Source organism: Amycolatopsis thailandensis (assembly GCF_002234405.1).
In the GTDB taxonomy this organism is placed as follows: domain Bacteria; phylum Actinomycetota; class Actinomycetes; order Mycobacteriales; family Pseudonocardiaceae; genus Amycolatopsis; species Amycolatopsis thailandensis.
This window is the reverse complement of record NZ_NMQT01000025.1, coordinates 58,730-85,524: the sequence shown is the minus strand read 5'-3', so window position 1 is coordinate 85,524 and position 26,795 is coordinate 58,730. Positions and strand designations below refer to the sequence as shown.

The 26,795-nt window shown below is 68.5% G+C and carries 27 protein-coding genes; 17 read left to right on the top strand and 10 right to left on the bottom strand.

Translation table 11 applies throughout. From position 1 onward, the window contains the following. The 3 genes from CFP71_RS08445 to CFP71_RS08435 all read left to right on the top strand — a co-directional run. A partial coding sequence (locus tag CFP71_RS08445; RefSeq protein ID WP_093933266.1) for a TIGR03767 family metallophosphoesterase occupies positions 1-1,598 on the top strand: 1,598 nt, incomplete at its 5' end. A 127-nt stretch (positions 1,599-1,725) separates the two neighbouring features. Further along, positions 1,726-2,988: a C39 family peptidase gene (locus tag CFP71_RS08440; protein ID WP_208635908.1), complete on the top strand. Its 1,263-nt coding sequence runs from the start codon at positions 1,726-1,728 to the stop codon at positions 2,986-2,988. A 97-nt stretch (positions 2,989-3,085) separates the two neighbouring features. Continuing rightward, positions 3,086-3,733 carry a gamma-glutamylcyclotransferase family protein gene (locus tag CFP71_RS08435; protein WP_093933265.1) on the top strand — a complete coding sequence of 216 codons (648 nt, stop codon included), beginning with the start codon at positions 3,086-3,088 and terminating at the stop codon, positions 3,731-3,733. Here the strand turns inward: CFP71_RS08435 and CFP71_RS08430 are convergent. After that, positions 3,711-5,330, bottom strand: coding sequence for an FAD-binding oxidoreductase (locus tag CFP71_RS08430; protein ID WP_208635907.1), 1,620 nt, complete (start codon positions 5,328-5,330; stop codon positions 3,711-3,713). The genes CFP71_RS08435 and CFP71_RS08430 overlap by 23 nt on opposite strands. A gap of 97 nt (positions 5,331-5,427) precedes the next feature. Here CFP71_RS08430 and CFP71_RS08425 point away from each other — a divergent pair, with 97 nt between their 5' ends. The 8 genes from CFP71_RS08425 (at position 5,428) to CFP71_RS08390 (ending at position 11,249) form a co-directional block, all read left to right on the top strand. Continuing rightward, entirely contained in the window at positions 5,428-5,991 is a 564-nt protein-coding gene (locus CFP71_RS08425) for a TetR/AcrR family transcriptional regulator (protein WP_093933264.1), read from the top strand. Continuing rightward, positions 5,988-7,529, top strand: a complete 1,542-nt coding sequence (locus tag CFP71_RS08420; protein ID WP_093933263.1) for a glycerol-3-phosphate dehydrogenase/oxidase — start codon at positions 5,988-5,990, stop codon at positions 7,527-7,529. Before CFP71_RS08425 ends, CFP71_RS08420 begins: the two co-directional genes overlap by 4 nt. Before the next feature lie 119 nt (positions 7,530-7,648). Further along, positions 7,649-7,918 (top strand): helix-turn-helix transcriptional regulator, encoded by a 270-nt coding sequence (locus tag CFP71_RS08415; protein WP_005155992.1) that lies wholly within the window; start codon positions 7,649-7,651, stop codon positions 7,916-7,918. After that, positions 7,915-8,460 carry a hypothetical protein gene (locus CFP71_RS08410; protein WP_093933262.1) on the top strand — a complete coding sequence of 182 codons (546 nt, stop codon included), beginning with the start codon at positions 7,915-7,917 and terminating at the stop codon, positions 8,458-8,460. Before CFP71_RS08415 ends, CFP71_RS08410 begins: the two co-directional genes overlap by 4 nt. Then, on the top strand, positions 8,457-8,912 hold the full coding sequence (locus CFP71_RS08405; protein ID WP_093933261.1) for a hypothetical protein: 456 nt from the start codon (positions 8,457-8,459) through the stop codon (positions 8,910-8,912). The genes CFP71_RS08410 and CFP71_RS08405 overlap by 4 nt, the downstream gene beginning before the upstream one ends. Then, entirely contained in the window at positions 8,909-9,139 is a 231-nt protein-coding gene (locus CFP71_RS08400; RefSeq protein WP_093933260.1) for a hypothetical protein, read from the top strand. Before CFP71_RS08405 ends, CFP71_RS08400 begins: the two co-directional genes overlap by 4 nt. Next, entirely contained in the window at positions 9,136-10,062 is a 927-nt protein-coding gene (locus CFP71_RS08395) for an ABC transporter ATP-binding protein (protein WP_093933259.1), read from the top strand. The genes CFP71_RS08400 and CFP71_RS08395 overlap by 4 nt, the downstream gene beginning before the upstream one ends. After that, positions 10,059-11,249: an ABC transporter permease gene (locus CFP71_RS08390; protein ID WP_093933258.1), complete on the top strand. Its 1,191-nt coding sequence runs from the start codon at positions 10,059-10,061 to the stop codon at positions 11,247-11,249. The genes CFP71_RS08395 and CFP71_RS08390 overlap by 4 nt, the downstream gene beginning before the upstream one ends. Before the next feature lie 54 nt (positions 11,250-11,303). Here CFP71_RS08390 and CFP71_RS08385 read toward each other — a convergent pair whose 3' ends face one another. The 4 genes from CFP71_RS08385 to CFP71_RS08370 form a co-directional block, all read right to left on the bottom strand. Beyond that, a complete protein-coding gene (locus tag CFP71_RS08385; protein WP_093933257.1) occupies positions 11,304-12,653 on the bottom strand; it encodes a cryptochrome/photolyase family protein in 1,350 nt (449 codons plus the stop codon). A 120-nt stretch (positions 12,654-12,773) separates the two neighbouring features. Next, positions 12,774-14,090 carry a citrate synthase gene (locus CFP71_RS08380; protein ID WP_093933256.1) on the bottom strand — a complete coding sequence of 439 codons (1,317 nt, stop codon included), beginning with the start codon at positions 14,088-14,090 and terminating at the stop codon, positions 12,774-12,776. A gap of 192 nt (positions 14,091-14,282) precedes the next feature. Continuing rightward, positions 14,283-15,224, bottom strand: coding sequence for a carbohydrate kinase family protein (locus CFP71_RS08375; protein WP_093933255.1), 942 nt, complete (start codon positions 15,222-15,224; stop codon positions 14,283-14,285). Between the two features lie 43 nt (positions 15,225-15,267). Continuing rightward, positions 15,268-15,870 (bottom strand): TetR/AcrR family transcriptional regulator, encoded by a 603-nt coding sequence (locus CFP71_RS08370; protein WP_093933254.1) that lies wholly within the window; start codon positions 15,868-15,870, stop codon positions 15,268-15,270. Between the two features lie 103 nt (positions 15,871-15,973). Here CFP71_RS08370 and CFP71_RS08365 point away from each other — a divergent pair, with 103 nt between their 5' ends. Continuing rightward, complete coding sequence (locus CFP71_RS08365; protein WP_093933253.1) at positions 15,974-17,119, top strand: acyl-CoA dehydrogenase family protein; 1,146 nt, start codon at positions 15,974-15,976, stop codon at positions 17,117-17,119. A 73-nt stretch (positions 17,120-17,192) separates the two neighbouring features. Next, positions 17,193-17,810 (top strand): Uma2 family endonuclease, encoded by a 618-nt coding sequence (locus tag CFP71_RS08360; RefSeq protein WP_093933252.1) that lies wholly within the window; start codon positions 17,193-17,195, stop codon positions 17,808-17,810. 177 nt (positions 17,811-17,987) lie between these two features. Here the strand turns inward: CFP71_RS08360 and CFP71_RS08355 are convergent, their stop codons facing one another. The 3 genes from CFP71_RS08355 to CFP71_RS08345 are packed head-to-tail and all read right to left on the bottom strand — an operon-like array spanning position 17,988 to position 20,631. Beyond that, on the bottom strand, positions 17,988-19,217 hold the full coding sequence (locus CFP71_RS08355; RefSeq protein ID WP_093933251.1) for an amidohydrolase: 1,230 nt from the start codon (positions 19,215-19,217) through the stop codon (positions 17,988-17,990). 11 nt (positions 19,218-19,228) lie between these two features. Next, positions 19,229-19,726 (bottom strand): GNAT family N-acetyltransferase, encoded by a 498-nt coding sequence (locus tag CFP71_RS08350; protein WP_093933272.1) that lies wholly within the window; start codon positions 19,724-19,726, stop codon positions 19,229-19,231. Further along, on the bottom strand, positions 19,726-20,631 hold the full coding sequence (locus tag CFP71_RS08345) for an aldose 1-epimerase family protein (protein ID WP_093933250.1): 906 nt from the start codon (positions 20,629-20,631) through the stop codon (positions 19,726-19,728). Before CFP71_RS08345 ends, CFP71_RS08350 begins: the two co-directional genes overlap by 1 nt. Before the next feature lie 52 nt (positions 20,632-20,683). Between CFP71_RS08345 and CFP71_RS08340 the strand changes: the two genes are divergently transcribed. Then, positions 20,684-22,192, top strand: a complete 1,509-nt coding sequence (locus CFP71_RS08340) for a fatty acyl-CoA synthetase (protein WP_093933249.1) — start codon at positions 20,684-20,686, stop codon at positions 22,190-22,192. A 111-nt stretch (positions 22,193-22,303) separates the two neighbouring features. Here CFP71_RS08340 and CFP71_RS08335 read toward each other — a convergent pair whose 3' ends face one another. Further along, complete coding sequence (locus CFP71_RS08335; protein ID WP_093933248.1) at positions 22,304-23,005, bottom strand: helix-turn-helix domain-containing protein; 702 nt, start codon at positions 23,003-23,005, stop codon at positions 22,304-22,306. A 123-nt stretch (positions 23,006-23,128) separates the two neighbouring features. Between CFP71_RS08335 and CFP71_RS08330 the strand changes: the two genes are divergently transcribed. The 3 genes from CFP71_RS08330 to CFP71_RS08320 are packed head-to-tail and all read left to right on the top strand — an operon-like array spanning position 23,129 to position 25,346. Next, positions 23,129-23,692 (top strand): TetR/AcrR family transcriptional regulator, encoded by a 564-nt coding sequence (locus tag CFP71_RS08330; RefSeq protein ID WP_093933247.1) that lies wholly within the window; start codon positions 23,129-23,131, stop codon positions 23,690-23,692. After that, on the top strand, positions 23,692-24,522 hold the full coding sequence (locus CFP71_RS08325) for an MBL fold metallo-hydrolase (RefSeq protein ID WP_093933246.1): 831 nt from the start codon (positions 23,692-23,694) through the stop codon (positions 24,520-24,522). Before CFP71_RS08330 ends, CFP71_RS08325 begins: the two co-directional genes overlap by 1 nt. Beyond that, on the top strand, positions 24,519-25,346 hold the full coding sequence (locus CFP71_RS08320) for an MBL fold metallo-hydrolase (protein WP_093933245.1): 828 nt from the start codon (positions 24,519-24,521) through the stop codon (positions 25,344-25,346). Before CFP71_RS08325 ends, CFP71_RS08320 begins: the two co-directional genes overlap by 4 nt. A gap of 3 nt (positions 25,347-25,349) precedes the next feature. Here CFP71_RS08320 and CFP71_RS08315 read toward each other — a convergent pair whose 3' ends face one another. Continuing rightward, the gene (locus CFP71_RS08315; protein WP_093933244.1) at positions 25,350-26,735 is read right to left on the bottom strand and encodes an APC family permease; all 1,386 of its coding nucleotides are present in this window, start codon (positions 26,733-26,735) and stop codon (positions 25,350-25,352) included. Between the last annotated feature and the right edge of the window lie 60 nt (positions 26,736-26,795).

Genomic DNA, 26,795 nt, shown 5'->3' with positions numbered 1-26,795 from the left:
GCACCGCGGGCACCACGCTGGAATCCGCGGCGGCCCCGCTGAAGAGCGGTCCGAACTACACGCGGCTGACCGCGGGCCCCGGCTGGCCGCTCGTGGTCCGGGGCGATCTCGCCGCGCCGAAGTCCGGCCGCGACGACCGGCGCCGCGCGATGGCCTCGTTCGCGCAGTTCACCGACCTGCACTTCACCGACGCCGAAAGCCCGGCGCGGTTCGAGTACCTGCACCCGTTCGTCGGCTCGGCGCACCGGCCGCAGGAGACGCTCGGCCCGGTCGCGACGACGGCGCTGGTGGAGCGCGTGAACAGCCTCAAGGCGGGCCCGTTCACCGGACGGGCGATCGATTTCATGGTCACCACCGGCGACAACACCGACAACCACGAGCTGATCGAGCTCGAATGGTTCCTCAAGGTGCTCAACGGCGGCACGGTGAACCCCACGTCCGGCGACCCGAACACGCACGAAGGCGTCCAGACGTCCGGGTCTTCGCACTACTGGAATCCCGGCAAGCCGCTGGACGACGCGTACACGAAAAAGGGCTTCCCGCAGCTACCCGGCCTGCTCGGCGCGGCGTCGAACACCTTCACCTCGCCCGGTCTCGACGTCCCGTGGTTCTGCACCTTCGGCAACCACGACGACAGCATCGTCGGCACCGTGCCGGATCTGCCGGGGATGGACGCCTGGTACACCGGCCGCTTCAAGGTGATCGGCAAGGACGAGACGACGTCGCGGAAGCTCGCCAAGGCGATCGGCTCTGGCTCCGGCGTCCCGATCACGGAACTGTTCGGCGGTTCGGGCACGATCCGCGAGATCACCCCGGACGAGCGACGGCGGCCGTTCAGCACCGCGGAGTTCGTGCAGCATCACCTCGACACCGCCAACACCGGACCCGGCCCGGTCGGCCACGGGTTCAGCGGGAACAACGCCGACGGACGGAACGTGTACTACACCTTCCGCATCGCGCCGGGCGTCGTCGGCATCAGCCTCGACACCACGACGATGGCCGGTCTCGCCGACGGGTCGATCGGGCTCGGGCAGTTCACCTGGGTGGAGAACACGCTCAAGCGCAACAGCTCGACGTACTACGACTTCTTCGGGCGCAAGGTCACGAAGAACGTGACGGACGAGCTGTTCATCCTGTTCAGCCACCACACCAGCGACACCATGGGCAACGTCCTCCCGGACGCGCGGCACCCGCTGGAGCCGCGGCTCAACGGCGACACGTTCGTCTCGCTGCTGAACCGGTTCCCGAACGTGCTGGCGTGGGTCAACGGGCACACGCACCACAACAAGATCACCCCGCACCCGGGCAAGACGGCGAAGCAGGGCTTCTGGGAGATCAACACCGCGTCGCACATCGACTTCCCGCAGCACGCGCGGATCATCGAGGTCGCCGACAACGCCGACGGCACGCTTTCGCTGTTCACGACGCTGATCGAGGCGGAGGCACCGTACGAGGCGTCGTACTCGGACACCTCGACGCAAGCGCTTGCGTCGCTGTACCGGGAGTTCTCGTACAACGACATCCACGCCTCGCTCGGCGCCGTCGGTACCGCCCAAGACCAGAACACCGAACTCCTGCTGCCCCACCCCCTCGCCTGACACCCGGCGCCCCGCTGGTCGCGAAAGCGACACAAGCTCGGGCCGTCTTGCAGACAACTGTTTACATACCTCGCGCGACCGGCGAAAATCCCTTCCCTACTGGGTGGAACCGAGGGATGGAGCCGGGATGCGCATACGAGGGCTGGTCACGATGCTGACGATCGCGACGCTGACCGCGGTGACGGCACAGACGGCGGAGGCGGGCCCCGGCCGCGGAGACGACGAGTCGATCGACCACCACGAATGGTCCGGTCGACACGGTTTCCGTGACGGCAGACTGGAGGGGCTCGACCTCGACCGCGGCGCGCTGCGCATCGACCGCCCGATCGGCACCGTCGAGCACACGGAACCGGCACTCGGCACCACGAAAACCTACGAATACGGCCAATGGACGTCGAGGAGTCGCAAGCAGGGCTTCGACGCCTCCCAGCTGGTCGCGTCGTGGAACGCGAAGACACCGGCCAAGACCTGGATCAAGATCGAGGCGAAGGGCCGCACCGCGTCGGGCGCCGAAACCGCCTGGTACGTCATGGGGCGGTGGGCCGCCGGGGACGCCGACATCAAGCGCACCAGCGTCGACGGCCAGAGCGACGCCAACGCCGCGGTCGACGTCGACACGCTCGTCATGAAGGCGGGAGTCGCGCTCAGGTCGTATCAGCTGCGGGTGAGCCTTTATCGCGAGGCCGGTTCCCGCGCCACGCCGTCGGTGACGTCGGTCGGCGCCATGACGTCGCTGGTCCCGGACCGGTTCGAGGTCCGGGCGACGAAACCGGGCCGCGCCACCGGCATCGAGCTCAAGGTGCCCGCCTACGCCCAGAACCTCCACAAAGGACAGTTCCCGGAATACGGGGGCGGCGGGGAGAACTGGTGCAGCCCCACGTCCACCGAAATGGTGGCCGAGTACTGGGGCAAACGGCCCAAGGCCGAGGACATGGCGTGGATCCCGGAGGGTTACGTCGATCCGACAGTCGCGTACGCGGCCCGTTACACGTTCGACTACGCCTACGACGGAACCGGCAACTGGCCGTTCAACACCGCGTACGCCGCTTCACTCGGACTGCGTGGGCACATCACCCGTTTGCACTCCTTGAACGAACTCGAAAACTACATCGCGCGCGGCATCCCGGTGATCACGTCGCAGTCGTTCAAGGCCGAGGAACTCGACGGCGCGGGCTACGGCACCGCCGGGCACATCATGGTCGTCGTCGGCTTCACGAAGGACGGCGACGTGATCGCGAACGACCCGGCCGCCAGCAGCAACGACCGCGTCCGGAACGTCTACAAGCGACACCAGTTCGAGACGATCTGGCAGCGCACCAAGCGATACAACACCACGGGCGGCGTTTCCAGCGGCCCGGGAGGGGTCGCTTACATCATCACGCCCAACTGAATCGGTTCCCCACCCGAGCGGATCTCGCGGCCGGAGTCGATTCCGTGGCAAGCTACGGAGTCGACTACTCGGAGGTGGGTATGCCGTACGAGGTGACGTGGTGAAACTCTTCACCGACGCCGATTTCCCCGCCGACCCGTACCCGGGAGCGCGGCCAGGTCATTCGTTCGTCCACTTCGACGGCGCCGGGCACAGTCTCGACACCGCGCCGGAAGGCTGGCGCGAGCGCCAAGCCGTGCTGGCCTACGGCTCGAACGCGTGCCCGTCGAAGATCACCTGGCTGCGGGAGAACATGGGCCTGACGGGCCCGGTCGTCGTCTGTAACGCCCGCTGCACCGACCTGGCCGCGGTCTGGGCGTCCGGCCTGCGGTTCCGGGACGGGCAGCGGCCCGCCACGCTCGCCGCCGCCCCGGGCATCGTCGAGGAGCACGCCGTCTGGTTCGCGACCCCGGAGCAGATCGCCGTCCTCGACGAATGCGAGGGCAACGGGCAGCGCTACCGCCTGGTGCGGCTGACCGCACCGGCCATCACCCTCGACGACGGCACCGTGCTCGACGACGTGGTGGCCTACGTCGGCGCCGCGGACATCCGCCTGCCGATCCTGGTGGACGGCAGGCACATCCGCGTCGCCGACCTCGAACAGCGCCGGGCCGCGGCGCTGGAAGGAATCCCCGCCGAGACGCACGGCCTGGACTGCACGCTGGTCGAGGCCGGGACGCTGGTCAAAGAAGCTTCCCGGGATTGAGGATCCCGGCCGGATCCACGACCTTTTTCGCCGCCCGCAACACTTCGACGCCGATTTCACCGATCTCCGCCGACAGGTACCGCGCGTGGTCGACACCGACGGCGTGGTGGTGCGAAATGGTGCCGATCCCGGTGATCGCCTCCGACGCCGCCGCCTTCGCCCGCTGCCATTGGCCGATCGGATCGGCCTCGTCGCGCGCGGTGAGCACGGTGAAGTACAGCGAAGCGCCCGTTTCGTACGCGTGCGAGACGTGGCACATGATGACGGCCCGGCCGAGCGTGGCCGTGAGCGCGGCGCGGACGGCGTCGCGCAAGTCGCTCAGTTCCGCCCAGTACGCGGCGGTTTCCAGGGTTTCGACGCAGACACCGTTGTCCAGCAAGGCGTCCCGCTGCCGGGGTCCGGAAAACCGGCCGCGGCGCCAGGATTCGCCGAGCGCGGCGCCGATGCGGACGGCGCCGAACGGCTCCAGCACCCGCGTGGTCTCCTGGCGTCGCCGGGCGACCTCGCGTTTCGACGCGCCTTCCCAGCCGACGATCAGCAGGCAGGGCGCGTGGACTCCGCGCGCCTTGAGATACCGTCGCAGCGCCTTGGTCTTCCAGTTGTCGTTGAGCGCGAGCGAAACCTCGCTTTCGTCCACATCGGACAGTCGTGTGACGTCCGCGAGCACGTGCCGCTGGGCGAGTTCGCGGACCGCCGCCGTGCCGTTCTCCCAGCCGTCGAGGACGTAGCCCTCGTAGCGGCGGACTTCCGGGACGGGGCGGACGCGGAGGGCGACCTCGGTGATCACGCCGAGCGCGCCCTCGCTGCCGACGGCGAGGTGCCGCAGATCGGGTCCGGCGGCCGACGCCGGCGCGACGCCGAGTTTCCATTCGCCGCGCGGGGTCGCGAGCCGGACGCCCTTGACCATGTCCTCGAACCGGCCGTAACCCGAAGAGGCCTGCCCGGCGGACCGGGTCGCGGCGTAGCCGCCGATCGTGGCGCGTTCGTAGGACTGGGGCACGTGCCCGAGGGTGAAACCGTGCCCGGCGAGCAGCCGATCGGCCTCCGGGCCGGTGACCCCCGCCTGCAGGACCGCGATCCGGGAGACCGGGTCGACGGAGACCAGGCCGTCGAGCCTGGTGAGGTCGAGCGCGATCACCGCGCTCTTGTCCCCGCGCAGCGCCGAGACCCCGCCGACCACCGACGTCCCGCCGCCGAACGGGACGACGCCGACGTCGTGCCGTGCGCAGATTTCCAGCACCGACTGGACTTCGCCGGGATTGCCCGGCAGGACGACGGCGTCCGGCACCGGAAAATCACCGAACCCGCGGCGCCGCACCAAGTCCAGATAGGACAGGCCGCTCGCCCGCGCGAGCCGTTCCCCCGGCGTCGCCAGAACGTGTTCGGCGCCGACGAGGTCTTCGAGGTCTCGCTTCGGCTGTTCGTCCAGTCGCGGTTCGGGAACGGACAGCGCCGATTCGGGTGCGAACGGCGCCGCGGCGGCCAGCGGGCCGATACGCTGGACGAGCCACCGCAGCGCCTTCGCCGGAAGGTGTGCCGCGTCACCCGCCTCGGGCGTCCAGGATCGTCTTAACCGGTGGTCAATAAGCTCGGTCACGACTACAGTGTTACATATGGACGTAAAACGTCACTCACCTGCGGAAACAGGCGTCTCGGCACTGGCGGACACCCGATCCCGCCAGGCCTCGACACGCGTGTCCGACGACGTTCTGCTCGACGCGGCGAAGAAGTGCGTGCTCGCCGTCGGCGTGCGGCGAACCACGCTCGCCGAGATAGCGCGGACGGCGAAGGTCAGCCGGATGACCGTCTACCGCCGGTTCCCGGACGTGCGCAGCGTGCTCGCCACCCTCATGACCCGGGAATTCGGCGGCCTGCTGCAAGGCGCCGCCGAACCGGAGGTCGAACCGGCCCACTTCCGCGAGAAGCTCGTCCAGAGTTCGACGGCCGCCGTCGCCGCGCTGTCGGGCGACCCGTTGTTCCGCACGCTGCTGGACCTCGACCCCGAGCTGGTCCTGCCCTACATCGTCGAGCGGCTCGGGAAGACCCAGCGCTTCGCCGAGGGCGTGATCCTGCACCTGCTGCGAGGCGGCCACGAAGACGGCTCGATCCGCAAGGGCGACCTGCCCTCGCAGGCGCGCACCCTGTTGCTGCTCATCCAGTCCTTCACGTTCTCCTACCGGCCCGCCACCGCGGACGTGAACGAGAAAGCCCTGATGGCGGAGTTCGCCCACGTGCTCGACGCGGCGTTGCGACCGTGACGCCGGGCTCGCTGAACGCTCTGCGACGTGAGCGGGAGCTCGCGGCGCTGGCCGGCGGCGAGCGGGTCGACCTGGTGGTGGTCGGCGGCGGTGTCACCGGCACGGGGATCGCGCTGGACGCGGCCGCGCGCGGGCTCTCGGTGGCGCTGATCGAGGCGTACGACCTGGCGTACGGCACGTCGCGCTGGTCCAGCAAGCTGGTCCACGGCGGGCTTCGGTACCTCGCCAAGGGCGATCTGGCGCTGGCGCACGAAAGCGCGGTCGAACGCGGGATCCTGATGACCCGCACCGCCCCGCATCTCACCCGGGCGATCCCGCAGCTGTTCCCGCTGTATCCCGAGACTTCCCGCGGTCAGCAGGCGTTCATCATGACCGGCCTCGTCGCCGGTGACGGGCTCCGCCGGGCGGCCAGGACCCCGGCGTCGGTGCTGCCCCGGCCGCGGTCGATCCCGGCCGCGGAGGCGCTCGCGCTCACGCCCGGCCTGTCGCCCCAAGGCCTGCGCGGCGCGCTGCTGGCCTACGACGGCGCGCTGACCGACGACGCGCGGCTCGTGGTGAGCCTGGCGCGCACGGCGGCGTCACGCGGCGCGAAGATCCTCACGCGGGTCGAAGCCCTCCGGCTCGACGCCGATTCCGTGCTGGCCCGCGACCGGCTCACCGGGCAGGAGATCGAGATCCGCGCCGGTCAGGTCGTCAACGCGACGGGCGTCTGGGCGGGCGAGCTGGCGGAGTCGGTGCGGCTTCGGCCGTCCCGCGGTTCCCATCTCATCCTGGCTTCGGGGGCGGCACGGATCGGCGCGACGTCGGTCAACGTCCCCGTCCCCGGTGAGAACAACCGGTTCGTCTTCCTGCTGCCGCAACCCGACGGCCGCGTGTTCGTCGGGGTCACCGACGAACCGACGGACGGCCCGGTCCCGCGCGTGCCGATCGTGCCGGAGTCCGATGTGGACTTCCTGCTCGAAGTGGCGTCGAAGGCGTTCACCCGCCCGCTGACCCGCGCCGACGTCGCGGGCTCGTTCGCCGGACTGCGGCCACTGGTCGAAGGCGGCGGCGGACGCAGCGCGGATCTCTCGCGCAAACACGCGGTGGTGACCGGCTCCGACGGCGTGCTCACCGTCGTCGGCGGCAAGCTGACGACGTACCGGAAGATGGCCGAGGACGCCGTCGATGCGGCGTTGAAGCGGTCCGGGCTGCGTGCCGGGCCGTCGACCACGCCCCGGCTCCCTTTGCTCGGCGCGACTCCGCGCCATCGTCTGTCCTCTGTGGACGCACCGGCCCGGCTGGTCGCCAAGTACGGCACCGAAGCGCCGCGTGTCGCGGCGCTCGGCGAGGTCGATCCGGAACTGGGCCTGCCGCTGTCCGCCGGCACCGAGATCAGCGCGGCGGAGGTCGTCTGGGCCGTGCGGCACGAGGGCGCGCTCGACGTCGAGGACGTCCTGGAGCGCCGCACCCGGCTCAGCCTGGTCACCTCCGACGCCGAGGCCGCCCGCGCCCGCGTCCAGGAACTCGTCGACAAGTCGCTCGCCGGCCTCGCCTGACTGCGTTTCGTCCTCTGAATGCGGTACTTGCGTGCGCAACTACCGCATTTAGTCCTCTAGATGCGGTGAAGCGCGCCCTCAACTTGACGAGTCGTTGGGTTTTTGCAACAGTATGTTCCATGAGCCCGGTCAGACGCGGCAAAGAGCTGCCGATCTACAACCGGCTTCCCGTACTTCGCGCCGAGCGCGGACTGAGCCGGGCCGCCCTCGCGACGGCGGTCGAGGTCAATCCGCAGACCATCGGCGCACTCGAACGAGGCGACCACTACCCGAGCCTCGACCTGGCGTTTCGCATCTGCGCGGTGTTCGACCTCCCGGTCGAGGCCGTATTCAGCCGCGAACCGTTCACGCCACTGTCCACTCAGGTCTACCGGGAGGGGGGAACATGAGTGAGGAACGAGGCCGTCTCGCGACGTACTGGGAGCGCCAGCAGGAGCGCTGGGAGGCACTGGAACGCAAGCGAGCCCAGCGGCTTCCGTCCTGGCGGACGAGGAAACGGCGGCGGACGTTGAGCGTGTTCGTGGTGGCGGGCAACCTGGTGCTCATCACCGGCGCCGCCCTGTTCCACAAGGCGCCCGAAGTGGTCTTCTTCGTGTGCTGGTTCGGCGGCAGCATCGTCGCGGGCGGCGCGCACTACCTGCTGCGGATCCTGACCGGCAAGATGAGCAATGGCTTCTCCATCCGGCTCGACGAGCGCGAGCGGGAATGGCGCCACCGTGCCACGTTCATCAGCTACCAGGTCCTGGTCGCGCTGATGATCGTCGCGGTGTTCTACGGCCTGCTCGTCTCCGGCACCGAGGACGGCGGCGCGCGCGGCGCGATGATGGGCTGCGCGCTCCTGGTCGCCGGCACCACGCTGTCCGGCGTCATCCTGGGCTGGTCGCTGCCGGACGACGATCCCGAGGACTTCGAGGAGGTGACCCCCGCATGACCGTCACCAGGACCCGTTCGGATCGGCGGCGGCTCGCCGTCGCCGCGGTGATCGGTCACCTCGTGGTCATCGCCGGAGCCGCGTTGCTGCGCGAACCGACGTTGTGGTTCGCCGTCGGCATGATGGGCCCCGGGCTGTGCCTGTGCGTCGGCGCCGCGGCCGTGTTGCGCCGTTCGGTCGGCAGACCCGGCTCCGCGGCGAAGGACCTCGACGAGCGCGAACTGCTGCTGCGCGACCGCGCGCACTACGCGGCGTTCCAAGGGATCTGCCTGCTGATGCTGGTGGACCTCGCCTACGGGCTCTACGCGGCCGAGCAGCCGGATTCAGGCTCGTTGCTTTCTTCGATGACAGCGGCGTTGTTCGTCTTCGGTACGTCGCTGCCGGCGCTCTGGCTCGCCTGGAAGCTGCCGGACGACGATCCAGAGGACTTCGACGAGGGGATTCCGGCATGACCGGCCACAAGCGGCGCCACAAGGTGTCGATCGGGGTGATCGCCGTCGCTTTGGTGGCGGGCGGGGTGTTCGGCGGCGCGGTCAGGGCCGTATTGGTTTACCGGGCCACTTCGGTGGTGAGCAACGTCAAGCTGGACGGCTTGATCCAGCGCAACCGCACGGTTTCCGGCGTCCATCGGGGGATCACGGCGCTCGTGCGGTATTTGGAGGAGGGCAAGTGGAAATGACCGAGGGGAAACTGGAGATCGACCGGATCTCCAAGAAGTACGGCGCGAAGGTCGCGCTGGACGAGGTGAGCTTCGAGGTCCAGCCCGGTGAGCTGTTCGGGTTCGTCGGCAGCAACGGCGCGGGCAAGACCACCACGATGCGGATCGTCCTCGGGGTGCTGGCGGCCGACTCCGGCCAGGTGCGCCTCGGCGGCGCGCCGATCACCCACGAGACCCGCACGCACATCGGGTACATGCCGGAGGAACGCGGCCTGTACCCGAAGATGAAGGTGCTGGAGCAGCTGGTCTACCTCGCCGAACTGCACGGGATGTCGGCCAACGACGCCCACCGCAGCGCCGAGAACTGGATCGCCCGGCTCGGGCTGACCGAGCGTAAGAAGGACGAGGTCCAGAAGCTGAGCCTCGGCAACCAGCAGCGCGTGCAGCTCGCGGCCGCGCTGGTGCACGATCCGCGCGTCCTCGTGCTGGACGAGCCTTTCTCCGGCCTCGATCCGCTGGCCGTGGACGTGATGAGCGGTGTGCTGCGCGAGAAGGCGGCGACCGGGGTGCCGGTGGTGTTCTCCAGTCACCAGCTGGATCTGGTCGAGCGGTTGTGCGACCGGGTCGGCATCATCCGAAGTGGACGGATGGTCGCCTCGGGCACCGTCGGCGAGCTGACCGCGGGCGCGGGCAACGGCCTCGTCGTCACAGCGCCCAATGCCGCGCCTGGCTGGGCTTCGGCCGTTCCCGGTGTCCGGTCCGTCGAGCAGAACGGCCCGACGTCGATCCTCGAACTCGAGGCGGGAGCCGACGATCAGGCCGTGCTCGCCGCGGCGCTGGCCACCGGGCCGGTCACCGAATTCACCAAGCGCAGGCGATCGCTGACCGAGCTGTTCCGCGACGCCGTCGCCGAGAAGCCCGCCGCACAGGGAGTTTCCGCATGAAAACCGTTTCCTCATGGCGCGCGGTCTGGCTCATCGCCAAACGTGAACTGAACACCCGGCTGCGCACGCGGTCCTTCGTGGTCGGCACCGCCGTGCTGCTGGTCATCCTGATGGGCTACGTCCTGCTGCAGTCGACGCTGGCCGACAACCAGGACAAGAGCAAGATCGGGCTCACCGGGCAGACCGCCGGGATCGCGCAGCAGCTCCAGAAGGCGGGTGAGGCGATCGGCGAAAAGATCGAGACCGTCACCGTCGCCGATCCGGCGCAGGGCAAGACGCAGGTCGAGAGCGGCGATCTCGACGCGTTGCTGTCCGGCAACGCCACCGAGCTGAAGGTGCTCGTCAAGTCCGAATTGGACACCAAGCTGCGCACCGTGCTGAACGGCGTGTCCCAGCAGGAAGTGCTGAACGGCATCCTTTCCGAGGCCCAGAAGTCCCCCGACGAGGTGATGCGCACGGTCGGGCAGACGCAGGTCGAGGTCGACTCGATCAAGCCGCCGGATCCGGAGAAGTCCCAGCGGATGGTGATCGGGCTGATCGTGGCCGTGCTGCTCTACATGAGCATCGTGACCTACGGGACGCTGGTCGCGCAGGGTGTGGTCGAGGAGAAGTCCAGCCGGGTCGTCGAGATCCTGCTCTCCACCGTCCGGCCGTGGCATCTGTTGCTGGGCAAGGTGATCGGGCTCGGCCTGGTCGGGCTGACGCAGCTGGTCATCATCGGCGGCGCGGGGTTGATCGTCGCCTCGGCGACCAACGTCCTGACGCTGTCCGGGGTCGCGACGGGCGCGCTGCTGTGGGGTGTGGTCTGGTACCTGCTCGGGTTTCTGCTGTACGCCACCGTCTACGGCGCGATGGGTTCGCTGGTCTCCCGGCAGGAGGACACCCAGTCGGTCATCGGCCCGGTCAACATCGTGCTGATCCTCGGCTTCGTCGTCGGGTTCAACCTGCTGGCGCAGTCCCCCGAGGGCACGGGGACGAAGATCCTGTCCCTGGTGCCGTTGCTCTCGCCGGTGCTGATGCCCGCGCGGATCGCGGCCGGGACCGTCGAGGTGTGGGAAGTCGCGCTGTCGCTGGGCCTGACCGTGGGCGCCATCGCCCTGTTCACCTGGCTGGGCGCGCGGATCTACCAGAACAGCGTCCTGCGGGTCGGCAGCCGGATCAAGCTTTCCGAGGCCCTGAAGGGCTGACCCCCAAGTACGTGAAGGCCCCCTTCATCGCGCCTAGGTACATGAAGGGGGCCTTCACGTACCTTTGATGGCGCCGTAGCGCTCCAGGGCGACCTGGCGTTCGTGGGCGTGGTCGACCATCGGCGCCGGATAGTCCTTGACGCCCTGCGGCTTGTGCACCGCTTTCCCTTGCACGGAGCGGAGTTCGGGGACGTAACGGCGGACGTACTCGCCCGAGGGGTCGAACTTCTCCCCCTGCGTGGTCGGGTTGAAGATCCGGAAGTACGGCGCGGCGTCGGTGCCGCTGCCCGCCACCCACTGCCAGTTCAGCTGATTCGACGCGAGGTCGCCGTCGACGAGGTGCCGCATGAAGTGCCGGGCGCCCAGCCACCACGGCAAGTGCAGGTCCTTGACCAGGAAACTCGCGACGATCATCCGGACGCGGTTGTGCATCCAGCCCTCGGCGAGCAGCTGCCGCATCCCCGCGTCGACGATCGGGAATCCGGTGCGCCCCTCGCACCAGCGTTTGAAGCCCTCGTCGTCGCTCTCGTGTTCCATGGCGTCGAAGCGGGAGTCGTAGTTCTTGCGCGCGGTTTCGGGGCGGTGCCACAGGACGTCGGCGTGGAACTCGCGCCAGGCGAACTCGCCGCGCAGCGATTTCGCGCCGGATCCCTCGTTCCCGGCGAGGTCGGCCAGCAAGGTGCGCGGGTGGACGCAACCCCAGCGCAGATACGGCGAAAGCCTTGTCGTACCGGGGCGATCCGGGCGGTCGCGGTCCTCGTCGTAGGTCTCCAGGCCGTCGTCGAGGAACTCGTGCCAGCGCTCCAGCGCGGCCTTCTCGCCGGGCTCCGGCAGCTCCATTCCCTTGAGCGACGGGGATTTGGGGAGCTTGACCGACCGCGGTGGTTCCACCCAGTCCACTATGGACTTTCCGGTGTCCGCCGGGCGCGGCCAGCCGTGGCGCACCCAGGCGCGGTAGAACGGGGTGAAGACGCGGTAGGGGTCGCCGTCCGGTTTGGTGATCCTGCCGGGGGTGATCGCGTACGAGGACCCTGTCTCGGTCCAGGCGATGTCGTGCTCCGCCAAGGCCTTCTTGACCTCGTCGTCGCGGCGGCGGCCGTACGGGCCGGTGTCCGAGCTGACGTGCACGGCCGCGGCGCCGATCTCCCGCGCGGCTTTCACGACCTCCTTGACCGGGTCGCCCTTGACGAGCATCAGCCGTCCGCCGAGCTGGTCGTCCAACGCCTTGAGGCAGCCGTGCAGGAACGCGACGCGCGGGGCGCCGGAGGGCTTGAGGAGCGCGTCGTCGAGGACGTACAGCGCGAGGACGTGCTTGCTGTGCTTCGAGGCTTCCAGCAGGGCGGCGTGGTCGCCGAGGCGCAGGTCGCGGCGGAACCACAGCACTACGGGGGCTTCTTTGGTCACCCGGGAACCCTAAGCGGTACCGGCGGTGAGCGCAGTCCGGCCCCCGGATGTCATGAGGGGTCCCCATGGGACGTTTTTCGCCCTATGGGGACCCCTTATGACACTTGCGAGACCGGAGGGTCAGCGCTCCGAGATCGGCGCGTAGTCCCGCTCGGCGGAGCCGGTGTAGATCTGCCGCGGGCGGCCGATCTTGGTGGCCGGGTCCTGGATCATCTCGCGCCAGTGCGCGATCCAGCCCGGCAGACGGCCCAGCGCGAAGAGCACGGTGAAGTACTTCGTCGGGAAGCCGAGCGCCCGGTAGATCAGACCGGTGTAGAAGTCGACGTTCGGGTACAGCTTCCGCTCGATGAAGTAGTCGTCCGAGAGCGCGGTCTCTTCCAGCTTCTTCGCGATGTCGAGCAGCTGGTCGCCGCCCTTGAGCTTGGAGAGGATCTCGTCCGCGGTGTTCTTGATGATCTTCGCGCGCGGGTCGTAGTTCTTGTAGACCCGGTGCCCGAAGCCCATCAGGCGGACACCCTTTTCCTTGTTCTTCACGCGCCGGACGAAGTCCGCGACGTCGCCGCCATCGGCCTGGATGCCCTCGAGCATGTCCAGGACTGCGCTGTTGGCGCCACCGTGCAGCGGGCCGAACAGGGCGTTGATGCCCGCCGAGATCGAGGCGAACAGGTTCGCCTCGGAGGAGCCGACGAGCCGCACTGTCGAGGTCGAGCAGTTCTGCTCGTGGTCGGCGTGCAGGATGAACAGCAGGTCGAGCGCCTTGGCGACGTCCGGGTCGACCTCGTAGGGCTCGGCCGGGAAGCCGAAGGTCATCCGCAGGAAGTTCTCGACCAGGCCGAGCGAGTTGTCCGGGTACAGCAGCGGCTGGCCGACGGACTTCTTGTACGCGTACGCGGCCAGGGTCGGGACCTTGGCCAGCAGGCGGATGGTGGACAGCTCCACGTTCGCTTCGTCGAACGGGTTGAGCGAGTCCTGGTAGAAGGTCGACAGCGCCGATACCGCGCTGGAGAGCACCGGCATCGGGTGCGCGTCGCGCGGGAAGCCGCTGAAGAAGGCCTTGAGGTCTTCGTGCAGCAGGGTGTGACGTTGGATCTTGCCGGTGAACTCGTCCAGCTGGGCCTGGGTGGGCAGCTCGCCGTAGATGAGCAGGTACGAGACCTCGATGAAGGTCGACTTCCCGGCCAGCTGCTCGATCGGGTACCCGCGGTAGCGCAGGATGCCGGCGTCACCGTCGATGTAGGTGATGGCCGACGACGCGGCACCGGTGTTCACGAACCCCGGGTCGTGGGTGATGTACCCGGTCGTCGCCAGCAGCTTCCCCAGCTCGATCCCAGGCGCACCCTCGACCGGGTGGATCACCTTGAACTCGTGCTCGCCGTTGGGCAGGCGCAGCGTCGCGGTCTCGCCGGACTGCCCCGCAGCCGTCGTCGCGTCGGACATGTAAGTCCCTCTCACGTTCAGCACGGGCCGGCGGCGCCTGTAGGTTCCACAGGTACGCCCTCTTTCACGCGCGTGACCCACGGCCTCGCTGCACACCGCCCCGCTGGGGTATGAATTCCCCTCCACGCTAGTCGAGAATGGGGTCAACGCGCAGCGGGTGAGTTGCTCACAACAGCCCCTTTGGGACCAGGTTCACACGGCGGATGCCATATCGTCGGCCGTCGGCGGTTCCGCCCCACTCCGAGAGACCGTGATCGACGCCGCTTTCGCCGCGAATTCGAGCGCCGTGCGCCAGCCGTCGGCGTCGAGAGTGGACACGTCGCGCACCCCGTTCGAGTACAGCCACGCCAGGAGCGCGCCCTGCACGGTGTCCCCCGCGCCGATGGTGTCGACGACGGCGACTCGGCGTGACGGGACCTGCGCGATTTCCCCCGCCCGTGTGATGACGGACAACCCCTGCGCGCCACGGGTGAGCACCACGGCGTCGACTCCGCGAGAGGTCCAGACCTTTGCCGCCTCGACCGGATCGGCGCCTTCGGCGAGCCATTCCGTGTCGTCGTCGGAGATCTTGAGCAGGCGGATGTGCGGCAGCCAGGACTCGAACCGCGCCCGGTAAGCCGCCGGATCGGTGATCAGCGCCGCGCGGATGTTCGGGTCGAGGACGGTCAGCACGCCTCGGGCGGATTCACGGCGCAACACGGTTTCGTACGTGCTCGCGCCCGGCTCCAGGACCATGCCGAGAGTGCCGAGCGAGAGCGCCGTCACACCGTCCGGCAGCGGGCCGGGGTCGCCGACGAGCCTGTCCGCGGTGCCCTCGGTATAGAAGGTGTACCGCGCGGAACCCTTTTCGTCGAGCGCGACCACGGCGAGTGTCGTCGGCTCGTTTCCCCGCTGCAGCAAGGCGGTGTCGACGCCGGAGGCGTGCAGCCGGTCCACCAGCGCGACCCCGAAACGGTCGTTCGAGACGCGCGAAAGGAAGCCCGTCGGGACGCCGAGCCGACCCGCGGCGAGCGCGACGTTGTACGGACCACCACCCATCCGGGGCAGCAGGGCGCGCAGCCCACCGTCCACAGTGGAATCCAACGGTTCACCAGGAACGAGGTCGACCAGCGCCTCTCCACCCACCACGATCACGGGCGCGATGCTAGCCGAGAGGGCGGCGAAACCACCATGATTGTCAGTTCAGGACATTTTTTGTCGCGATCCCGCCAAGCAAAAGCTCCGACAAAGCGGTGAAGGCTTCGGCGTCGGTCACACCCGCGCGCTGACCGACCACGCCGGTCTGGATTCCCTCGATGATCAGCCCCGCCATTTCCGCGATCAGCCGCGCGTGCACCTCGCGGAAAACACCGTCGGTGACGCCGCGGTCGATGAACGACCGGATCCGCTGGGCCGCGGCGCGGCTGTTGAGCTGATACGCGTCCCGCGCCGGCGCGAATTCGGCGATGTCGGTCATGAAAGCGGCCGAAGCGCGATTCAGGTATTCGGAGATCCCGGCGAGGTACTCCCCGAGGATCTTGCGGGCGTCGTCGATACCGCCGATCCGCTCCTCCAGGAGCTCGGCGGCGCCCTTGAAAAAGTGCGCGACCACCTTGACCGCGAGCTGCTCCTTGCTGGGCGCGAGCGCGTAGAGGGTCGACTTCGAGCAGTGGAGCCGGGCGGCGAGGTCGTCCAGCGTGAACTGCGAGAACCCCTCGGAGAGGAAGAGGGCTTCGAGTTCCGAGAGCAGTGCTCGCTGACGCGCGGTGGGCTGACGGCGCGGGGCCCTGCTCTCGGTCATCGGATCACTATCCCTTACGCGGACGGTGTCCCCCCAGCGCCATCTACTGTACGCTGAATCAGCCCACAGTACTGTTTTGAGTACAGTTCAGCGCGGAGGAATCATGCCGGCGGACCGTCTGCTGCCCAGCACCGAGGCTCAGGATCTGATCGATCTGGCCAAGGAGATCGCACGCGAGGAACTCGCCCCGATCGCGAGCAAGTACGAAGAGACCGCGCACTTCCCGCGCGAGCAGTTCCGCCTGCTCGGCCAGGCCGGGCTGCTCGGGCTGCCGTACGCGGAGCGATGGGGTGGCGGCGAGCTGCCGTACGAGGTCTACCTGCAGGTTCTCGAGGAGATCGCGGCCGCGTGGATGTCGGTCGGCGTCGGGCTGTCGGTGCACACGATGTCCTGCTTCGCGCTGGCGCACCACGGCAGCGACGAGCAGCGCGACCGCTGGCTGCCCGCGATGCTGGAAGGCGGTCTGCTGGGCGCGTACGCCCTCTCGGAGACCCACGCCGGCTCCGACGCGGCCGCCCTCTCGACCCGCGCGCGGCGCGACGGCGAGCAGTACGTCGTGAACGGCACGAAGGCGTGGATCACCCATGCGGGTGAGGCCGACTTCTACACGACCATGGTGCGCACCAGCGACGACGGCGGCCAGGGCATCAGCTGCCTGCTCGTCGATGCGGCGACGCCGGGTCTCTCGGCCGCGCCGCCCGAGCGGAAAATGGGCCTCACCGGGTCGACCACCGCGCAGATGCTGTTCGAGGACGCCGCCGTCGACGCCGACCGGCGGATCGGCGAGGAGGGCGAGGGGCTGAAGATCGCGCTGTCCTCGCTCAGCTCCGGACGCCTCGGCATCGCCGCCTGCGCCGTCGGCCTCGCGCAGGCCGCGCTGGACGAGGCCCTCGAATACGCGAAGGGCCGCACGCAGTTCGGGCGGCCGATCATCGAGTTCCAGGGCCTGGAGTTCCTGCTGGCCGACATGGCCGCCACCGTCGAGACGTCGCGCGCGATGTACCTCGACGCCGCCCGGCGCCGCGACCGCGGACTGCCGTTCCAGCGGCAGGCGTCGATCGCGAAGCTCGTCGCGACCGACGGCGCGATGAAGGTGACCACCGACGCGGTGCAGGTCCTCGGCGGCGCCGGCTACACCAAGGACTTCCCGGTGGAGCGGTACATGCGGGAGGCGAAGGTGCCGCAGATCTTCGAGGGCACGAACCAGATCCAGCGCATGGTGATCGCCCGGGAACTCCGGAAGGCCTGACTCTCCGCGCTGATATGATCACCAGTGGTCACTCGGCAGCCATGAGACACTGTGGAAGACGTGAGGAGACGCTGTGACAGCCCTTCCCTTTTCCACAACGGGGTCGCACGGTGAGTCAGGGTGGGCCATCCCGGAGCACCTGCTGTCCGTCGCGGAGTACGCGGCGCTCGGTGAGCCCGATTCGGGATTCACCGAGCTCGTGGAAGGCCGCCTCGTCATGTCACCGAGCCCCAAAAGGCGGCACAACAAGGCGCTGTACGCCTTGGCGAGACAGCTGGAATCGCAGCTGCCCGATCACCTCGAGTTCGTCCAGGACATCGACGTCGACCTAGGGCTGGTTCCACCTGGTGAGCCGGGCTTCGCCAGGCGTCCGGACCTGATCATCGCCCTTCGTGAAGCAGGCGAGCGGATCGACGAAGAAGACACGATGTATCACGCGGACGACGTCGTCGTGGTGGTCGAGATCGTGTCGCCGGGCTCGAAACGCACCGACTACGTGACCAAGCACGGCGAGTACGCCGACGCGGGGATTCCGCATTACTGGATCGTCGATCTCAGCGAGCCCGTCTCGCTTGTCGCCTGCCATCAAGCGGGTGAACTCGGCTATCAGGATGCTCCCGCCATGACCGGTGAATTCACCGCCACCGAGCCGTTTCCGGTGAAATTGGACCTCGACCGGCTGCTTTCCTGAGCACGGAACTGCTTCACTACCGACCTCGTGAGTGGCAAGGACGGCCTGTCGTCCGTCTGATCACGCGAGTTACGCCTTCCGGCCCGGCGACCAGGCCGGTCCAGGTGCTCGTGAGTGGTAAGTGCCGTTAGAACGACACTTACCACTCACGACCCACGTGACCGAACGGCCGCATGCTCAGCCTTCGCGGTAACGCCTGTCTTCGGTGACGCCGACCCCGGCTTCCTCGTCGAAGTGGTAGACCTCGCGCCCGCGCACGAACACCCGCATCGCGCGGTTCATCACGTCCAGCGGGTCGCCCGACCAGATGGCCACGTCCGCGTCGAGGCCCGGCTTCAGCGCGCCGACCTGGTCGTCGAGGCCCAGCATCGCGGCCGGGTTGACGGTCAGCGCCTTCAGCGCGGTCTCCGGGTCGAGGCCGTCCTTCACCGACAGCGCCGCCTGGTACACCAGGAAGTTGATCGGCACGACCGGGTGGTCCGTGGTGATCGCGATCCGCACGCCCGCCCTGGCGAGGATGCCGGGCGCGCGCAGGGTGCGGTTGCGCAGCTCCACTTTGGACTTGGTGGTGAACAGCGGGCCGAGGATCACCGGCACGTCGCGCTCGGCGAGCAGGTCCGCGATCAGGTGGCCTTCGGTGCCGTGGTTGATCACCAGTTTGTAGCCGAACTCGTCCGCCAGCCGGATCGCGGTGACCATGTCGTCGGCGCGGTGGACGTGCTGGTCCCAGTACAGCTCGCCGTCGAGGACCTTGGCCAGCGTCTCCTTGGTCAGGTCGACGTCGAACGGCTTGCCCTCGCCGACGGCGTGGTCGCGCTGGGCGGCGTAGTTGCGCGCGGCGGTGAACGCGTCGCGGATGGTCGACGCGACGCCGAGCCTGGTCGACGGCGTCTGCTTCCTGTCGCCGTAAACCCGCTTCGGGTTCTCGCCGAGCGCGCTCTTCACGCTGACACCCTCGGCGAAGATCATGTCGAGCACTGTCCGGCCCCAGGTCTTGACGCCGATCGTCTGCCCGCCGATCGGGTTCCCCGAGCCGGGCTTAATGACGACGCTGGTGACACCGCCCGCGAGCGCGTCGTCGAAGCCGGGCTCGTACGGGTCGATCCCGTCGATCGCCCGGAACCGCGCGCCGTTGGGGTCGGTCATCTCGTTGGTGTCGTTGCCCGACCAGCCTTCGCCGTCCTCGTGGACGCCGAGGTGGGCGTGCGCGTCGATGAACCCGGGCAGCACCCAGCTGCCCGCGGCGTCGATCAGTTCCGCGTCGTCGGGGACGTCGACGTCGGCGTCCGTGCCGACCGCGACGATCTTTCCGTTCTCGATGAGGACCGTGCCGCCGTCGATGGGTTCACCGTCGACAGGGACGACGTAACCACCGACGATGGCCTTGACCTGTGCTTTGTCAGACATACTTTGACACGCTAACGAACTGTGCCGTCCGTCCGCACGCGGGGCTTTTCGAAGTGGACGAGCTCGTAGTGTTCCTCGGGCGTGCGGTGCGTCTCGACGTAGCCGAGCTTCCGGTACATCCGGAGCGGACCGGCGCTGCGCTCGCCGGTGAACAGCCGGAACACGGTCACGGACGGCGGCATGGCCGCTTCGGCGGCGAGAAGCAGCGCGCTGCCGAGCCCGTGTCCCTGCCTGTCCGGGGCCACGATGAGCCTGCCGACGAGACCGGCGCCGCCGTCCACGACGATCCGGACGCTCGCCACCAGCCGTCCGGATTCCCTGACGCCCCAGGCGAAACACGCGGGATCGCCCAGGGCCTCCTTGGTCTGTTCGAAGGTCTCCAGCAGCGGCGGGAGGTCGATGTCCTCGTGCGCCCTCGCCTCCGGGACGTACGCCGCGCGCTGCAGCGTGAGCACTTCGCCCGCGTCCACGGGCCCCAGCCGAAGCGGCGGCGACGGCAGTGATGCCATCAGCGCACCCTGATTCCCCAGCTCCCGGTCCACGAGGACGCGGGCTCCAGCTCGATCAGGTCGGTGCCGGTGTTGAGCGCGTCGGCGGGGCAGGTCATCGGCTCGATCGCCACCGCCCGGCCGCGGCCGACCAGGTCGTCCGGCGTGAACACCTGCGCCCAGTGGAAGTCCGGCCCGGCCCAGACCACCAGCTCCCGCTCGCCGTGCGAGAGGACGAACTGGTGGTTGCCGTCGTCCGCGACGCTCAGCCCGCCGAACGCCGTGTCGAGGTCGACGCCTTCAAGGAGCTTGCCGGACCGGAAGTCGTACTCGGTCCCCTCGACGTCCTGCTCCTCGGCGTACGGCATCTGCTCGTCGCCGAGGTACGGCCGGACCCGGCTCGCGGGCAGCGTCAGGGTCAGCTCGTCGGTGGGCACGTCACCGACGCGGAAGTACGGGTGTGTGCCGAGCCCGACGCCGATCGGGCTCTCGCCCTCGTTGCGGATCTCGTGCGTGACGACCAGTTCGCGCGGCGAGATCTCGTAGGTGATCGTCGCGCGCAACGGCACCGGCCAGCCCTGCTGCGCCGGGACGTCGACGGCCAGGGTGATCGACGACTCCGCGTGCTCCAGCAGCTCCCACTCTTCGTGCCGGGTCAGGCCGTGGATCGCGTTGCCGCGCGCCTCCTCGGTGATCGGGAGCTGCTGCTTCTCGCCCTGGTGGACCCACTGGCCGCCCTTGGTGCGGTTCGGCCAGGGCAGCAGCACCTGTCCGGCACCCTTCGGCGGCTTCTCGTCCTCGGCGAACGCCTCGACGTACGGCACACCGCCGACCTCGAACGCGCGCAACCCGGCACCGATCTCGGTGACGACGGCGCGCGCGTTGCCGCGGGTGATCTCGAACTGCTCTCCGGTGGGATTGGCCATGCCGACGAGGTTACTGTGAGAATGCCCCGCCCGGACGAAGGAGACCGCCGCGATGACCGTTCCCGGCTACCCCAGCACCGTCGGCCGTGTCCTGGAGCGGAGCGCGCGCCGCGTCCCGGGCAGGGTCGCGCTCACGTTCGCCGATCGCGTGTGGACGTACGCGGAGCTCGACCGCGCGGCGGGCCGGGTCGCGGCGAAGCTGCTCGAAAGCGGACTCGTCCACGGTGACCGCGTCGCGGCGTTCGGAAAGAACTCCGACGCGTACCTGTTGCTGTACCTCGGTTGCGCGCGGGCCGGGCTGGTGCACGTGCCGGTGAACTTCAACGCTCGCGGCGAAGAACTCGAGTACCTGCTCACCCAGTCCGAACCCGCTGTCGCCTTCGTCGATCCCGCGCTGGCCGAGCACGTGACGTCCGACCATAAGTCCACTTCGGACATTCTCGGCTGGGCGCTCGACGAGACCGTCGTCCCGCACGAGGAGTCCGGTGTCGCGGACGACGATCTCGTACAGCTGCTCTACACCTCCGGGACGACCTCCCGGCCGAAGGGCGCGATGCTCACCCATCGCGCGCTGGTGCACGAATACTCGTCCTGCATCGCCGCGCTCGACCTGAGCGACCGCGACGTGCCGCTGCACGCGCTGCCGCTGTACCACTCGGCGCAGATGCACGTGTTCCTCATGCCGGGTCTGGCCGTCGGCGCGACGAACCATCTCGTCGAGGCGCCCGATCTCGGCGACATCCTCGCGCGGATCCCGCGCCAGGGCGTCACTTCCCTCTTCTTCCCGCCGACCGTCTGGGTGGGACTCGCGAATCACCCCGGCCTCGCGGACGCGGATCTGAGCGGTCTCACCAAGGCGTACTACGGCGCGTCGATCATGCCCGTGCCGGTGCTGGACAAACTCCGCGGACAGCTGCCGGGGGTCGGTTTCTACAACTGCTTCGGCCAGTCGGAGATCGGTCCACTCGCGACAGTGCTGCGCCCCGAAGAGCACGACGCGCGACCGGATTCCATCGGCCGCCCGGTCTTGTTCGTCGAGACGCGCGTGGTGGACGCCGATATGAACGACCTCCCGCCGGGCGAACTCGGCGAGGTCGTGTACCGCTCTCCCCAGCTATGCACGGGTTACTGGGGCAAGCCCGAGGAGTCGGTGGAGGCTTTCACGGGTGGCTGGTTCCACTCCGGCGATCTGGTGCGCCAGGACGAGGAGGGTTACCTGTTCGTGGTCGACCGGATCAAGGACGTCGTCAACACCGGCGGCGTGCTCGTCGCGTCGCGCGAGGTGGAGGACGCGCTGTACGCACACCCCGCCGTCGCCGAGGTCGCCGTCGTCGGCCTGCCGCACGAACGCTGGATCGAGGCGATCGCCGCGGTGGTCGTGGCGAAGGAGTCCGTCGAGGAAGCGGAGTTGATCGAGTTCGCCAAGAAGTCACTGGCGGCGCACAAGGTGCCGAAGTCGGTGCACTTCCTCGGCGAACTGCCGAAGAACGCTTCCGGGAAACTTCTCAAACGCGAGCTGCGGCAACAGTTCGGCGGTTCAGCGTCCGCGATCGGCGTCTAGCGCCTCGGCGTACGCGGCACCGAGGATCTCGCGGACGAAGGCGACGAAACCGGTGATGTCCCCAATGCCACATTGGAGACATTGAGCGTCCCCAATGCCACATTGGGGACATCACCGGCTTACTGTAAGGGTGAGAAGTTGTTGCGCCGCAAGGACAGAGCGCTCATCCCCGGCATCGAGCAGATCCGCCGCGACGGCCGCCGGGATCGCGTAGCCGTCCGATCCCGGCGGACGAAGAACTCCAGACAGGGCCGGAACGCGGATCACCGCGTTGGGCTCCGCACTGTCCAGTCGAAGCCGTCGTGACCGCGCGAGGTCCTCGAAACGGGCGGCGTCCACGTAGAACTCCTCGTCCGCGCCCCCCGCCATCAAATCGGCACCGTAATGACCAGCGGCGGCCGGGCCGCTGACGACAGCATGCGGGTCCTCCCGCAGCCGTGCGAGCGGGCCCGCCAGCATCCGGACGCGGTACACGCGCGCACGGCCGGAGAGCAGGCGCGGCCATTGAGCGGGCTCGCGTTCCTGCGCGTAGCGCTTGAGCCGGACCCGCTCGGACGGCGAGATCCACGACGGGTGACAGCCGCTCAGCGACCACAAGAATCCCCAGGCCATCCGCGCGGAAAGCGGGCGGCCGGCAGCGGGCTTCACCACGCTCTTCCGATGCTCGACCGATCGGGCATCGATCAGCAGTTCGCGGCCGATCCGAATCGCGTCGAGCCTGCCGCCGTGCACGAGTTCGCGGACGCGCTCTCGTGAAATGTCCAGAACCTGCGCCGCCCGCGCGACCGGGAGCAACTGGGCCGAGTCGACCATGTCCGCTCCCTTCGGCCGCCGGTCGGTTCACTGCCCAGTTTACACAAACATTCGTAAAACAGAGGGTTTGTGTAAACCAGTCTTACTAGACCGGTCGTCATAGTTTGAGCTACAGTCGGTCGCATGGTCCGCCGCACCGACACCCGGCAGCGCATGCTCGACTCCGCCGCCGAGCTCTTCCACCAGCAGGGTTATCACGCCACCGGTCTCAACCAGCTCGTCGCCGCCGTCGGCGCGCCCAAGGGATCGCTCTACTTCCACTTCCCCGGCGGCAAGGAACAGCTGGCCGCCGAGGCCATCCGCCAGTCCGCCGATCGGCTCTGCGACCAGCTGCGCACGATCGTCGCGAGCTCGCCCGACGTGATCACGGGCATCGAGAACGTCGTCGACGCGCTCGCGAAGTCCTTGGAGGAGTCGAATTTCCAGCGAGGTTGCCCGCTCGCGACGGTCGCGCTCGACGCGTCGGGTGACAGCGAGGAGATCCGCCGGGCCTGCGCCGACGGTTACACCTCCTGGCACACCCTGATCGCCGAAGCGCTGAACACCGACAAGGCGGCTCACCTGGCGACAGTCGTCCTCGCCGCCGTCGAGGGCGGCTTGCTGCTGGCCAAGACGTTGCACGACACCGCGCCGCTGCGCGCGATCGCCCCTCACCTTCGCACCACACTCGAACGGGAGCTGCCCTGATGCGCGTCCACCATCTCAACTGCGGGACCATGCGGCCACTCGGCGGCAAACTCGTCGACGGCAAACCCGGCCTGTTCCGCCGCGCGGAACTGATCTGCCACTGCCTTCTACTGGAGACCGACACCGGGCTCGTGCTCATCGAGACCGGCGTCGGGACCCCGACAGTCACCCGGCCGGCCGAATGGCTCGGCGCCGGTTTCGTCCGGCTGGTCCACCCCGACAGCGACGACGACCTCAGCGCCACCACGCAGATCCGCGAACTCGGCTTCGACCCGGCCGACGTGCGCGACATCGTGCTCACCCACCTCGACCTCGATCACGCGGGCGGGCTCGTCGACTTCCCGCGGGCGCGGGTCCACGTGCACGCCCGCGAGCTCCAGGCGCTCGAAAAGCCGGTCGACCGCAAGGAGGCCGGCCGCTACCGGAAGGTCCAGTTCAGCCACGGCCCGATCTGGAAGTCGTACCGCGCCGACGGCGAGCCCTGGTTCGGTTTCGACGCCGTCCGCGAGCTCGAAGGGGTTCCGGACGTGCTGATCATCCCCCTCGCCGGGCACACCCGCGGCCACGCCGGCGTCGCTGTCGACACGGGTGACGGCTGGCTCCTCAACGCCGGTGACGCCGTCTTCCACGGCGGCGAACTGGCGGAAAAGCCGCACATCCCCTTCGCACTCGGCTTCTTCGAGTCGTACATGCAGACGGAGAAAACCGCACGACTGGACAACCAGCGCCGGCTGCGCGAACTTGTCAGTAACAACGGTGACGAAGTGACGGTCTTCGCCGCGCACGACGCCACCGCATTCGAACGGCTCAGCCAGAGGAGCAGGCTATGAAGGTCCACCATCTGAACTGCGGCACGATGCGGGCGCCGGGAGGCAAGTTCCTCGACGGCCAGCCCGGTCTGCTGCGCCGCTCGGAGCTGGTGGCGCACTGCCTTCTGATCGAGACCGGCGACGGGCTCGTGCTGGTGGACACCGGTTTCGGCCGCAAGGGTGTCGCGAATCCCGGCGCGTGGCTCGGCACGCCGTTCACGATCATGGTCGGCGCGAAGCCGGTCGAGGTGGAAACGGCCGCCCACCAGATCGAAGCGCTCGGCCACAAGCCGGAGGACGTGCGGCACATCGTCTGCACCCACCTCGACGTCGATCACGCGGGCGGGCTCGCGGACTTCCCGAACGCGGTCGTGCACGTCCGCACCTCGGAGCACGACGCGGCGACCTCACCCGCGAACGCGAGCGAGAAGTTCCGGTTCCGCGCCAACCAGTTCGCCCACCGTCCCTTGTGGAGCACCTACGACGAGGCCGGTGACGAGTGGTTCGGCTTCCAGGCCGTCCGCGAGCTCAAGGGCCTGCCGCCGGAGATCCTGCTGGTGCCGCTCGCGGGACACACCAAGGGCCACACCGGGGTCGCGGTCGACACCGGCGACGGCTGGCTGCTGCACGCGGGTGACGCGTACTTCTTCCACGGTCAGATGGATCCGGTGAAACCGCACTGCCCGCCGGGGATGACCGCGTTCCAGAACATGGTGCAGACGCTGCGCAAGCCGCGTCTGGAGAACGTCGAACGGCTGCGGGAGCTGAGCCCAGAACACGCCGACGAGATCACCGTGTTCTCGGCCCACAGCCCAGTGGAGTACCAGGCCCTCAGCCGCGGATAGGGGTCAGCCGACCGGCGGCTCGATGGGCTGCCGGTCCTCCTCGCTGTGCGTCGCCCGCATGACGAGCCAGTTGATCCCCCACAGCACGACACCGACACCGAGCAGGATCGCGGCGACCTTGTAGTCACGCGCGGGCCGCCCGGACAACGGGGTCACCAGGTAGACGCAGAAGATCGCGGCCAGCACCGGGACGATGGTCGGCGCACGGAAATGCTTGTGCGCCGACTTTTCCTTGCGCAGCACCAGCACGGCGACGTTGACGATGGCGAAGACGGCCAGCAGCAGCAACGCCGTCGTACCGCCGAGCACGCTGATGTCCACAAAGGACACGAGACCGATGGCGATGACGCTGGTGAACACGATCGCCACCCACGGGCTGCGGCGGAACGGGTGCACGGTGCCGAGCTGCTTCGGGATGATCCGCTGGTTCGCCATGCCGTAGAGCAGGCGGCTGGCCATCAGCATGTTGATCAGCGCCGAGTTGATGACCGCGAAGAGACCGATCGCGGAGAAGACCTCGCGCGGGAACCCGGGCGCCCCGACGTCGAGCACCTTCAGCAGCGCGCTGCTCTTGGCTGCCTCCAGCTCGTCGGCGGGCACCAGCAGCGAAGAGGTCACGGAGACCAGGATGTAGATGGTCGCGGCGATGACCATGCCCCACAGCATCGCCTTCGGGAAGATCCGGATCGGGTCCTTGCACTCCTCGGCCATGTTGACCGAGTCCTCGAAACCGACCATCGCGAAGAACGCCAGCGACGTCGCCGAGGTGATCGCCACCAGCATCGTCTGGTTCTCGGTGTCGAACTCGACCAGCCGCGAGGCGTCCCCGTTGCCGTTGAGCACCGCCCAGACGCCGACCCCGATGATGATCAGCAGACCGCCGATCTCGATGCAGGTCAGCACCACGTTGGTCTTCACCGATTCGGAGACCCCGCGGAAGTTGATCAGCGCGAGCCCGATCACGAACAGGATCGCCACCAGTGGCATCGGCGCGGTGATGAACTCGGCGAGATAGGTGTCCCCGAAGGCCTTCGCCGCGGACGAGGCCGACGTGATCCCCGAACACATCACCGCGAACGCCACCATGAAGGTGAGGAAGCGGATCTTGAACGCCTTGTGCGTGTACAGCGCGGCCCCCGCCGCCTGCGGGTACTTCCCGACCAGTTCCAGGTAGCTGAACGCGGTCATGATCGCGACCACGAAGGCGATCAGGAACGGCAGCCACAGCGCGCCGCCAACCCGTCCCGCCACTTGCCCGGTGAGCGCGTAGACGCCCGTCCCGATGATGTCCCCCACCACGAAGAACAGCAGGAGCTTGGAACCCATGACCCGTTTGAGGCTCGGCTGACCGGCAGGGCCGGCCTGTTCCGTTGTCGTCGTGTCCGCCATGCGGCAAGAGTGTGCCGCATCACGTCTGTGGCCGACAGTCCGATTTGGTCAGTTCTTCGT